This window comes from Corynebacterium amycolatum SK46, from assembly GCF_000173655.1.
Lineage (GTDB): Bacteria > Actinomycetota > Actinomycetes > Mycobacteriales > Mycobacteriaceae > Corynebacterium > Corynebacterium amycolatum_A.
Genome location: NZ_ABZU01000008.1, coordinates 103473 through 114758, shown reverse-complemented (window position 1 = coordinate 114758; position 11286 = coordinate 103473). Strand labels below are relative to the sequence as shown.

Below are 11286 nucleotides of genomic sequence, written 5' to 3'. Positions count from 1 at the left end.
TGGGATCACAACGGCAGTATCTACAAAGACGACGGCCAGGAAGATTGGTGCGTTTATAACCCGTCTTTGCGTGATTGGGAGCGCACCCCGCGCGCTAAGGAAGCCTACGACAGGGCAGGCCAAGACTCGTTCGACCCCATCACCGAGCAGCAGGCACTCGTCGATATTGCAGAGCAGCGGAAACGCTACAACAACAAGATTCAGGACAAAATCAAGGAACTGCGCGCGAAAATGAAAGCTGTCGGTGCGCAGGACAGGCAGGCTGCTGAACAGCCGTACCCAACCTTTGCCGAGCAGTCCGCCGCATACCGTGAGGGCGCGCAGGCCTACAACGAGGGCAAATCTTGGCGCGATAACCCACAAGCCCCCGAGTCAGGCCTAGCTGCCCCGTGGCGCATGGGGTTCAATACCCGCAAGCAGCAGGTAGCGGAGATCAGGGCACAGCGAGCCGCTACTGCGAAACAGGAATTGGCGAAAGAACAAAACTAGGCTCTGCCCGCAAAACGCCCAATCAAAACCTATGCAGCGCCTGCGAGTGTCTGCGCTACGTAAGCATTGAGCGAGACTCCTTCGCGGGCAGCTGCCATTGCCAGTTTCCGGTGCAGTGAACTGGGGATTCGGACGTTGAATCGCCCCGAGTAGGAACGGTGACCGAAGGGCTCTGGGACTGCTTCATCGGAGGCTTCCATATCCATAAGAACCTCAGTAACGAGGTCTCGAAGTTTTTGTTCCGCTTCCGACGAGTTTTCAGCTACCCACGACAGTGAAGGGAACTCCAGTACCGTCGCCACATATTCTTGATCAGGTTCTGACCAGAAAACCTGGTAGGTGTACTTTTCAGCAGGATAAGACATTGTTATTTTCCTTCGAGTAGCAGTTTGTCGACGGCGGCTAGTACTTGATTGACCTGGTAGGGCTTTGCTTTCCCATTTCGGTTTTGAATGTTGACTCGAGGGTCGCCGCGCCACGGTGTTTTGTATGTTTCATGATCGCCCCCGCGCGAAGGGCGTCGTTCGAAGTAAAAGTCGCAGACCTTCTTCAGATCTTGGTAAGAAACGTTGGCGTTTGAAGCGCGCATAGATGTAAGAATTTTTTCTATTTTGTCCCCCACACCTTTGATAGTACTACCTGTAGTACCACCCCGGTCAAGGGGGTAAACAGCAACCAAAGCCAAAATTCCCCAAAACATCCCGGTTCCAACCACGCCGAATCTGTTACACTTAGCAAAACGAAACTCAGGAGCTTGGTGTGCAGTACTTTTTCACGGTCCATGGCCGCAGAGATATCAACGCGTATGACTCTGATGAGGAAATGCACGCTGCCTTTGAACGGATCGGACGCTTCAATCAGAAGCTCCAGGACGAAGGTCACTGGGTTATGTCCGGCGGGCTGGTTCCGCCAGAGGATGCCATGACGGTGCTGCCGGATGGTTCACATAGCGATTTGCCGTATTACAACGCGATGACGTTCCCGTCGGCTTTTTGGATTGTCCAAGTCGCAGATGAGCAAGAGGCCATCAACCTAGCCCACGAAGCCGCGGAGGCGTGTGCGCAGGCCGTCGAGGTGCGCGCCATCGCTGAATAGCACGCCGATTAACTCACCGCAGCCCGTGCACCCGGCGCATGATGGAAAGCATCGCCTGCATCGGAATTCGGCGCATCAAGGGCACCGCCACGCTTGCCGACGACCCCCGCGCCACCAGGGCCAAGGGTCGCTCGGCGGCCACCTCGTGCATAACCACCTCAGCAATCTCAGAAGCGGGAATGCCACGTTCCTCATTGGCATTCAACTTTGTCAGCATGCGGTGGACATCAGCAGCGTAAACGGAACCCTCATCGCTATACGTCGTCCGACGTGAGGAAATCCCCGTGTTGATGGCGCCCGGTTCGACAACCGTCACCCCAATACCGAACTGCGCGACTTCACCGCGCAGCGAGAGTCCAAAGCCGCGGATAGCGGCCTTCGTCGCCACATAGGAAGAACGGTAGGACAGCGGTAACCCGCCGAGCATCGAGCCCACCAGCACAATTCGTCCACGACCGGCCTCACGCATGCCGGGCAGCAGCTGTTGTAACAGCTCCACCTGCCCCAGAACATTGACTTGGAAGAGACGCTCAAGCGCCTCGCGGGGTAGCTCCTCGAAAGCGCCCGACTGGCTCTCACCGGCGTTGGCGACGACGACGTCGTAAGGCCCGTGAGCGACCACAGCGGCGATATCGTCAGCGCTGGACATGTCGAGCGCCACCATCTGCACGCCCTCGGGGTGCGGCGCATCGGCGCCTCTGCGGGACGTGCCAACGACCTCGAAACCGGCCTTGACCAGTGCCTCCGCGCATGCCCAGCCGATGCCGGAGGAAGCGCCGGTCACTAACGCACGGCCACCACCTACACTCGGCAGCTTCGGTCCGCGGGTGAGATTCGCAAAAGCACCGGTCAGGCCACCAATCATCGAGCCTGCACCGCCTCAATGGTCATGCCGCCAGCGCGGAGACGGCGGGACAGGGCGTCGCCAAGCGCGACGGTAGGAGTGAGCACGCCGGTGGTGCCCGGCAGATCGTCGTGGACGAGCGCGAGGGCGGCGCTGGAAATCATAATCGCGGTGCCTGCGTACCCGGGGTCTTCCTCGAGAGACACCTTGGACCGCCAGTGAATACCGGAGGTGTCGACCGTGTAGGCCTCGATGGTGAAGCGGCCCTCGGCCTGTGCTTCAGCGCTCGGGCCCTCGCCCGGCTTCGGTAGTTTTTTATCAATGAGCTTGGCCGTCGGCCCAAATGCCATCGCCGCCAGCGCCAACCTGCAGACAGCCGCGAAAGCCTGTGCGCGCACGAAAGCCTTCGGACCGCGGCCGACATTGAGTAGCTCGCGGTAGCGGAAGGAATCACCGTAATCCGCCAGCATCGCCGAGCGTTGAACAATGCGGGTGTTGAAAGGCGACATGAAGAAGGGGGCTCGCCAGTGGCGGCGGAAGCGCGCCGGACGCAGGTCGACGCCGAACTTACCCTGGTCGGGGCCCGGCTCAGCCAGCGCGTACTGATCGGCGATGATGCGACGCAGCTTGGGATCCTTCTTGGCCTGTTCAATCTGAACGCGGACCGAATCGATAGTGCCGCCGGAGACACCACCCTTGACATGCTTGAACAGCAGGGTTGTCTCACCGAGCTTGGTGTGGGCCGCCTCGTGGAGCTCGCGGACAGCGACATCGGAGGGAATTGAGTCGAAGCCACAGGAGTGGACAATCTTCGCTCCGGTCTGCTGCGCCACCTCGTGGTTGTTTGCAATGGAGTCGTGGACGAACAGCACTTCGCCACACAGGTCGACGTAGTGAGTACCGGCCTTGGCACACTCGGCCACCAGGGTGCGACCGTACTTCGCGTACGGCCCCACCACGGTCAACACCACCTTCGTGCTGGCCGCAAGCCGAGCCACCGCCTGTTGGTCGGCGGCATCCGCAACGATGACCGGCCAGTCCGATACGCCTGCGTTCTCCGCGACGTCGGCAAGCTTCTGCGCATTCCTACCCGCGAGCGCCACCTTCGTCTGACCGGCGTGTTTAGCCAGATAGTCCACAATCAAGCGGCCCACGAAACCCGTGGCGCCGTAGACGACGATGTCGTACTCGCGGTCGTGATTGCGACTTTGCGGCTGTGCGGAAGAAGTAGTCATGCCTACGAAACTAATAAAACGAAAGCGATACTGCGGGCGAATTAAAAAGGTTTTTCTAGATCCGTGTATTCAGCGATGGGTTTGGTGGGAGGGCTAACGTAGGACAAGTGACTAGCGCTAACGAAAACCCCGAACAGATCGAAGGACTACGGCCAGAAGATCCCGGATTCCGCCGTGCGCTTATTGCTGTGCTTTTCGCCGGCCTGGCATCGTTCCAAGCGCTCTACGCAACGCAGGCGCTGCTGCCCACGCTTTCCGACGAGCTATCGGTCGACCCAGCCACTGCCGCACTGACGGTATCCGCCACCACCGGTGGCTTGGCCTGTGCGATTATCCCGGTGTCCATTTTGTCGGAACGCTTTGGACGCAGACGCGTGATCGTCATCAGCGCATTTGTGGCAACGCTACTGGGGCTCGTGGTGTCAATCGCGCCGGGCATCGGCTCGATGATTGCGCTGCGCCTGCTGCAGGGCATTGTCATTGCTGGTGTTCCCGCAGTGGCCATGGCCTATGTCAGTGAGGAAGTCCACGCCGACCACGTCAGTCGCGTGATGGGGCTGTATATCTCGGGCACGACAGTCGGTGGCCTGCTCGGCCGTATCATTCCGTCCATTGTGTTGGAGTTCGCCTCTTGGCGGATGGCGATTGCGGTCTCGGCGACGGTGGCGTTCATCTTCGCCGTTCTGACCTGGTACTTCCTGCCGCAACAGCGCAGGTTTACGCCGAAACAGCTGTCGTTTGCGGGGGAGGGGCAGGCCATTGCCCGTCACTTGCGTGACCCGCGTATTCTCGCGCTGTGCGCCCTGGCGTTCCTGTTTATGGGGTCATTTGTCTCCCTGTACAACTACCTGGGCTTCCGACTGGGCGATAAGTTCGGACTCTCCCCGGCACTGGCAGGGTTCGTATTTATTCTCTACCTGTCGGGCACGTGGTCGTCGGCACGCGCGGGCGTGTGGGCGAAGACGGTGAGCCGCCGTCGCCTCATCGCCATTGCGACTCTGGCCGCCTGCGTGGGCCTGGGGCTGGCGCTGCTGCCGTGGCTGCCCGCACTGATTGTGGGCGTGCTAATTTTCACGGCATCGTTCTTCGTGGCGCACTCGCTGTCCTCGTCCGGTGTGGGGCTGGTGGCGCAGCGCGACCGCGCCGAGGCATCATCCATGTACCTGTTCAGCTACTACGCGGGTTCGTCCATTGTCGGCTGGGTATCCGGCATGGTCTTCAGCCGCTTTGAGTGGGCAGGGCTGATTCCGTGGCTGGTGGTGCTGTCCTTCATTGCTGGTGCGTGTGCTGTGGCGGGGTTGAAGCCGCGGCGATAGGGGGCAATGCGGTAGGGCATTATCGGCCGCAAAGCGCATTTAGGCACCACGAAACGAACCCTTAATGTAAAAAACGGCGATTTTTTACATTAAGGGTTCGTTTTTGGGGCACTATATGTAAAAGCGCCAAGTAAAAAGCATTGGAAAGAGAAGGGGAGACTCGTCGTGAAGCACTATCCGCTTAAGAGAATCTTCCATATGTCTGCGAATGAAGCGGAGCAGACAGTGGAGAGCGAATACCAGTCACGCAAAGACTCCCCGTCGACGATTCAGTGGCACTTTCCGCTGGGGCAGTGGCCACTTTTTTGCTGCATTACAAGCGATCTCGCAGCCAAGGTTGAAAAGATTCTGTCTCTAGAGCTGCAGATCTTACAGGTGTGGAATCGCCTGCCGGGTGCTGCGCGGACGCACTATCTCTTCAATCTGCTCCTGGCCGAGGTGGTAGCCACCAATGAGATTGAGGGAATCCACTCCACGCGGAGAGAAGTCGCCGAAGCGTTGGACAACACTTCGGGAACCCAGCGTAAGCGCTTTCATGAGTTCAGTCAGCTCTATTTCCGGCTGGCAAACGATGAGCAGATTGAGTTTCCGACAACGCTTACAGGAATCCGGCAGCAATACGATCAACTTCTCGGCGATGAAATTGCCAGTGAGGATGAGTTAGACGGTGAACTCTTTAGAGCATCAACGGTCACAATTACCGATGGGCAACGACAGGTTCACCGCGGTGTTGAAAGTGAAGCTGCCATTCACCAACTTCTCAGTGAGTTCCTGGCAACGGTGAATTCCTCAGAGGAAAATCGGCTTATTCGAATCCTGGCAAGCCATTTCATGTTCGAGTTCGTTCACCCGTTTTACGACGGCAATGGTCGGATGGGGCGTTTTCTACTGTCAGTGGCATTGCAGGAGACGCTCTCAACCACCACAGCGCTGACTATTTCCCGCCAACTCGCTGAGGATAAGGCGAAGTATTACAAGGCTTTTACCACTACGGAAGACCCGATGAACCGGGGCGAAGTCACATTCTTCGTCGAGATAATGGCTGATGTCATTCTGAATGCACAGCAGTATCTATTGGAAGAGCTGCAAATGAAGTCGCATCAGTGCGAAAAGCTTGAACAGCGGATAGCCGAGCTAACCAACTCGCCCGAGCAGGCACTGTCTGTGTCACTGACAGGCAATGAAATTGACACGTTGTTTGTCCTGGCACAGGTTCGGTTGTTCGGTCCTGACTATGGAATCAAGCTCGAACACGTCGCCGACACTATTGGTAAAGAAAAGCGGACAGCGCGAAAGTATCTCGGCGAGTTAGAGGCTCAAGGATTGGCAACGCCGACGAGTCGTCGTCCGCTGCGATTCCAGCTGGCGCCGGCTGGCGTAGATTTTCTAGGCCTTGAACCCACCGACCACTAGTCTGCTTCCAGAACCTACTTCTGGCCCACAATCAGCTCAGTGCCTTCGGCCGACAGCGGAGCCTGACCAGCGGGCTTACGCGAGGGGCCAGCAACGACCTCACCAGTAGCAATATCAAACTGTGAGTTGTGGTTCGGGCAAATCATCACACCATTGCTGACCTCAGAAATACGACCGTTCTGGTGCGGGCACGAACTGGAGAAAGCGGCGAACTTGCCCTCCTCTGGCTGCGTGACGACGTAATTACCGATCACCACACCGCCGCCAACCGGAATGTCGGCAGCGTCAACCTTCTCAACTTCAGACTTCGGTGCACAAGCGGCTACGAGTGCGCCAGCTGCAGTGGCGGCAGTTCCCAGGAGGAAACGACGACGGGAGCACGGGGAGACATCAGAACTCATGGCAATGAGATTACCTCTATTTCGCAACCTTTATTTCTGATACGAGCGTTCCCCGAAGATAGCGCGTCCCACACGCACGGTGGTCGCCCCCTCGGCGATGGCTTCGTGGTAGTCGCCGGACATACCCATTGACAGTTCGTCGAGGCTGACACCCTCTGGCAAATCCCCGAGCAGACTGTCCCGCAACTCTCGCAGCTCCGCGAAGGTCTCGCGCACATTCGGATCATTCTGGGCTGCGATGGTCATAAACCCGCGCAGACGCAGGTTCGGGTATTCGCCATCGGGGCCAAACATGCGGACAAACTCAGCCGCGTGGCTCGGCGCCAGACCCGACTTCTGCGGCTCGCGGGAGGCATTGACCTGAATCAGCACATCAAGTGTGCGTTCGGAATCGGCCAAGCGACGCTGTAGCGCCCCGGCCACCTTCGGGCGGTCCAGAGCCTGAAACTCATCGGCACAACTGACCAAGTGGCCGGCCTTATTCGTCTGCAGTGGACCAATGATGGCCATATGTGGTGCCTTGTCGCCGAAGGCATCCCGGAATGCCTCCGTCTTGGCCACCGCTTCCTGGACGCGGTTTTCCGCCAGGCCAGCGCAACCGGCTGCTGCAAGCTCCGGCCAGGATTCCACCAGGGCGTCGACAGGCACAGTCTTGCTGACGGGCAGCAGGCGGACCTCGGAGGGCTGGCGCCCGGCTCGTCGGCAAGCGTCGTCGATCTCGGAGCGAACCTTGCGATAGTTTTCCACGAACATACCTCCCACTCTAAGGCCTGAGTAGGAAGAACTGTGCGGTAGTGTCGAATCATGCTCATGGACAGACTCTCGACGCTTTCCGTCATGCAGAGACGGATCTTGGCAATTGTATTTGGGCTGGTGTCGCTGGTCGTTGTCATCGACTTCATCTATCGCGCGGCAACTGCCTACATGATGGACCTCGAGGTCTTCCAAGACGCCGGCTGGGCACTACGACGAGACCAGGACCTCTACTCACCAGAGTTTCCCACCAGATCGGGTTTCCGCTTCATCTACCCACCGTTTGCGGCGCTACTGTTTTACCCGCTGACCTGGGCGGGGCCGGTCACCCTGCAAATCATCTGGACGTTCGCCACGTTGGCGGCGGTGTGGGCAATGCTGTGGATGGTCTTCACGCGTCTCGGCTCTGAGCGTCCGAAGCTGATGGCTACCTGCGTGCTCGGTGTTGTGATGCTGCTCGACCCACTGCGCGCCAACGTGCTCTTCGGGCAGATCAACGTCTTCCTCGCGCTGCTGGTGGTCTCCGATGTGCTGGGCTTTTTGCCCAAGAAACTGCGTGGACTGGGCGTGGGTATCGCGGCGGGCATTAAGATCACCCCCGCGGCATATGCGCTGGTGTTCCTCATGCGCCGTGACTTTGCGGCCGTGGCCAAGAGCTTCTGCTGGTTCCTGGTGACCGTCGCCATTGGTTTCGCGGTGCGTTTTAAAGAGTCCATCTACTTCTGGACCGATGAGTTCTTCGCCGGCAACCGCGGTGGCGCCCCGGCCTATGAGGCCAACCAGGCGTTCAGCGGTCTGCTGGCCCGCGCCGGGGTGGAGGGCACCGCGCTTGATATTGGCATCTACGGTTTCTTCCTCATCGGTGCCATCGCCGCTGCTTTCGTGGCGTGGATCTACCACCGCAATGGCTATGATGTCGCAGCCCTTGGTTTCGTTGCGCTGGCGGTCAGCTTCGCCGGGCCATACGCGGTCAGCCACCACTGGTCGATCGTCATGGTCTTCGTGCCGCTGGTGCTCTTCGTCCGCGAGATCGGGCACATTATTGTCGGCGCCCTGTTTATGATTGCCAACTGGTGGGCGCCGTACAAGGTCTTCGTTGGCAATGACTTCGGTCACGCCGCGAGCGTGGGGCAGTGGTTCTACGGCAACATGCAGGGAGTCATGGGCGGCGTGCTCTTCTTCACCTGCCTGGGCTACGCGATCTATCTTTGTTGCAATCCAAGTCGTGTTCGGTCGCAGGCAGTTGCTTAACGACGGGCTTGCTTAACGACGGGCTTGCTTAACGACGACGCTTCGTTCTCGCAGTAGCCTGCTCCTCCCACGGGTTCTCCGGCCACGGGTGCTTGGGGTAACGGCCCCGCATCTCGGAGCGAACCTGTGCGTAGGCGCCATTCCAGAAACTTTCCAAGTCTCCAGTGACCGCGAGGGGTCGCTGAGCCGGTGACAGCAGATGCATTGTCACCGGCTTTTCCAATACCTGCGGGGTCTCCGCCAGGCCAAAGCACTCCTGCAACTTCACAGCCAGGACAATCTGCGCCTCTTCGTCCGTGGGGTCCTCCGGGTACTCCAGGCGAATCTTCGAACCGGATGGGACCTCCAGGCGTTCGGGCACCAGCCGGTCGAAGTCCGTGGCCTCCGGCCAGGGCAGCAGGCGGCGGAGGTGCTCGGCATCCAAAGTCGGCGGGGTCGGACGGTCCAGCTCGCCAGCAAAGAGGAGCTCGGCCTGGGCCGCTAGCCCTGCGGGGGAGACATCCGGCCATGGGGAACCGCGATGAGTGTAGAGAAAGGCCATGCGGCGGCGGAGCTGTTCGGTGTCGCGGTCGAGGTTGGGGGAGGCGTCGGCAAGCGCGTCGGCAAGCCAGGCGGAGTTGGCGGCGATGCACTGCTCGGGCGTCGGGGAGACCTGGCGGGAGGACAGTTCGATGGCGCCGAGCAGGTCGCGCTCGCGGGCGCGAACCCGGCCCTGTTCGACGCGCGCCGTGGTCTCCGTGTGGGCGAGGTGGCCGGCGGCGAGCATGGCGATTTCCAGGTCGATTGCCTCGCCGGTGCGTATCAACGCGCGGCCGTGGGAGAGTCTCGAGATATCGGCGGCCGCGATCCACTCTTGGCCGCGCAGGTCAGAACCGCGGGCGAGTTCCGCTGCGGTGCCGCCGGTGAAGAGGTATTCGTCGGAGTTCGCACTGCGGCGGCGCCCGATGAAATCCGGCCAGGCCAAGGCGGTGACCAGCGCGGGGATGTCCGAGGGCAGCAGGTTGGCGGGTGTTTCAGTTTCTAGCTCAATGCGGCGCACCTGCTTGGCCAAGCCGCGGGCGTCGGTGAGTTTTTCCACCGTGCGTGCGATCGCGTCGGTGTGCTGCGGCATCATGGCCGTGGCGGTCAGTAGCGCACGTCCCATACGCGGATGCACCGGCAGGGTGGCCAGGGTGCGACCGAGCTCCGTGATGCTGCCGGCCTCATCAACAGCGCCCAGGCCAGCGAGAATGTGGTTTGCAGCCTCCGCGTGGTGGGGTGGTGGGGCGTCGAGAAGCTTCAGTCCCTGCATCCCCGGCGTGCCCCACGCGGCGGCGTCGAGGAGTGCTTGGGTCAGGTCGGCGACCTCGATTTCCGGCGCAGGCCAAGCGGGAAAGGACGCGAATTCCGACTGGGAGACGCAGCGCACCACGATGCCCGGGCCCTCACGTCCCGCTCGGCCTGCGCGCTGGTTCGCCGAGGACTGCGCACACGAGCTGGTGACCAGCCCGGAGAAGCCACGCGCGATGTCGAGCCGCGGTCCGCGCGCGAGGCAGGCGTCGACGACGGCACGCACGCCCGGCACGGTCACGGATGATTCCGCAATCGCGGTGGACACAATCACGCGTCTACCGTCCGCTTGTCGACGAAACACGCGGTCCTGCTCCTCGGAGCTCTGCTGGCCGTGCAGCGTCAGCACCGCCACCTCCGAGGAGTCCGCAATATAGCCCGCGCAGCGTTCCACCTCGCGGATGCCGGGGAGGAAAACCAGCACATCACCGGCGGCTTCCTCCGTGAGTGTGCTGGCCTGTGCGGCAACGTGCTGTAGGAAGTCGTCGGTCACACCGCGTGCATCCAGCCGCTGCGGAAAAGGCGCGTAGCGGATGTCCAGCGGGAAGATTTCCGCCTCCGCCGCCACAATGGGAGCCGGGGTGGAGCCGCCGAGCAAGGCCGCGAACTTCGGCGCGTCCACCGTTGCTGACATAGCGACAAGGCGCAGGTCATCGCGGATATCCCGCAAGTCGCGCACCATTGCCAACACCAGGTCCGTGTCCAAGCCGCGTTCGTGTATCTCGTCGATGAGCACCGCGCTGGCATCTACGTCGCCGTCGCGCAGCAGTCGGCGCAACAGCACGCCGGGAGTGACAAACTCCACGCGGGTGGCGCGGGAGGTGCGGGAGTCGCCGCGCACCGAGTAGCCGACTTCCTCACCGAGCTTCGTACCCGACAGCTGCGCCAACCGACGCGCTGCCGAGCGCACCGCCACGCGCCGGGGAGCCGTGACCACAATGCGGCCGCCCAGAGTGTTGGCCACCGCAGGTGGAACCAGCGTGGTCTTGCCGGTGCCCGGTGGGGCCTGAACCACCACGTCGTGGTCGCGCACGGCGTCGGCAAGCGAGGCGAGCTGCGACGCGAACGGTAGGCCTGCAGAAATGTTCTGCAAATTGAACTGGAAAGAGGTGCTCATAGAACTGGTAGTGACTCCGGGGAGGCGGGTAAAGTTCCTGCAT

The 11286-nt window shown here is 60.7% G+C and carries 12 protein-coding genes; 5 read left to right on the top strand and 7 right to left on the bottom strand.

The window, feature by feature from the left end:
- Nucleotides 1-489: hypothetical protein (locus CORAM0001_RS06815; protein WP_100066806.1), on the top strand; the 489-nt coding region annotated here is incomplete at its 5' end.
- Nucleotides 490-518: 29 nt separating this feature from the next.
- Here the strand turns inward: CORAM0001_RS06815 and CORAM0001_RS06810 are convergent.
- Together CORAM0001_RS06810 and CORAM0001_RS06805 are read right to left on the bottom strand one after the other, a co-directional pair.
- Nucleotides 519-854 carry a type II toxin-antitoxin system HicB family antitoxin gene (locus CORAM0001_RS06810; protein ID WP_005510949.1) on the bottom strand — a complete coding sequence of 112 codons (336 nt, stop codon included), beginning with the start codon at nt 852-854 and terminating at the stop codon, nt 519-521.
- Between the two features lie 2 nt (nt 855-856).
- Nucleotides 857-1189 carry a toxin HicA gene (locus CORAM0001_RS06805; RefSeq protein ID WP_341864599.1) on the bottom strand — a complete coding sequence of 111 codons (333 nt, stop codon included), beginning with the start codon at nt 1187-1189 and terminating at the stop codon, nt 857-859.
- A 59-nt stretch (nt 1190-1248) separates the two neighbouring features.
- On the opposite strand from CORAM0001_RS06805, the gene CORAM0001_RS06800 reads away from it, so the two are divergent.
- A complete protein-coding gene (locus CORAM0001_RS06800; protein ID WP_005510918.1) occupies nt 1249-1584 on the top strand; it encodes a YciI family protein in 336 nt (111 codons plus the stop codon).
- A gap of 13 nt (nt 1585-1597) precedes the next feature.
- Here CORAM0001_RS06800 and CORAM0001_RS06795 read toward each other — a convergent pair whose 3' ends face one another.
- Both CORAM0001_RS06795 and CORAM0001_RS06790 read right to left on the bottom strand, forming a co-directional pair.
- Nucleotides 1598-2449, bottom strand: coding sequence for an SDR family NAD(P)-dependent oxidoreductase (locus tag CORAM0001_RS06795; RefSeq protein ID WP_005510872.1), 852 nt, complete (start codon nt 2447-2449; stop codon nt 1598-1600).
- Nucleotides 2446-3663 (bottom strand): saccharopine dehydrogenase family protein, encoded by a 1218-nt coding sequence (locus CORAM0001_RS06790; RefSeq protein WP_005510937.1) that lies wholly within the window; start codon nt 3661-3663, stop codon nt 2446-2448. The genes CORAM0001_RS06795 and CORAM0001_RS06790 overlap by 4 nt, the downstream gene beginning before the upstream one ends.
- Before the next feature lie 107 nt (nt 3664-3770).
- Here CORAM0001_RS06790 and CORAM0001_RS06785 point away from each other — a divergent pair, with 107 nt between their 5' ends.
- Together CORAM0001_RS06785 and CORAM0001_RS06780 are read left to right on the top strand one after the other, a co-directional pair.
- The gene (locus CORAM0001_RS06785; RefSeq protein WP_005510925.1) at nt 3771-4979 is read left to right on the top strand and encodes an MFS transporter; all 1209 of its coding nucleotides are present in this window, start codon (nt 3771-3773) and stop codon (nt 4977-4979) included.
- 165 nt (nt 4980-5144) lie between these two features.
- Entirely contained in the window at nt 5145-6392 is a 1248-nt protein-coding gene (locus CORAM0001_RS06780; protein WP_005510849.1) for a Fic family protein, read from the top strand.
- 14 nt (nt 6393-6406) lie between these two features.
- Here CORAM0001_RS06780 and CORAM0001_RS06775 read toward each other — a convergent pair whose 3' ends face one another.
- Nucleotides 6407-6793, bottom strand: a complete 387-nt coding sequence (locus tag CORAM0001_RS06775; RefSeq protein ID WP_005510958.1) for a Rieske (2Fe-2S) protein — start codon at nt 6791-6793, stop codon at nt 6407-6409.
- Between the two features lie 30 nt (nt 6794-6823).
- Nucleotides 6824-7546, bottom strand: coding sequence for a YggS family pyridoxal phosphate-dependent enzyme (locus CORAM0001_RS06770; protein WP_005510860.1), 723 nt, complete (start codon nt 7544-7546; stop codon nt 6824-6826).
- Between the two features lie 84 nt (nt 7547-7630).
- Here CORAM0001_RS06770 and CORAM0001_RS06765 point away from each other — a divergent pair, with 84 nt between their 5' ends.
- Nucleotides 7631-8797 carry a glycosyltransferase 87 family protein gene (locus tag CORAM0001_RS06765; protein WP_244262011.1) on the top strand — a complete coding sequence of 389 codons (1167 nt, stop codon included), beginning with the start codon at nt 7631-7633 and terminating at the stop codon, nt 8795-8797.
- A 28-nt stretch (nt 8798-8825) separates the two neighbouring features.
- Here CORAM0001_RS06765 and CORAM0001_RS06760 read toward each other — a convergent pair whose 3' ends face one another.
- On the bottom strand, nt 8826-11243 hold the full coding sequence (locus CORAM0001_RS06760; RefSeq protein ID WP_005510908.1) for an ATP-dependent RNA helicase: 2418 nt from the start codon (nt 11241-11243) through the stop codon (nt 8826-8828).
- Nucleotides 11244-11286: the final 43 nt, after the last annotated feature.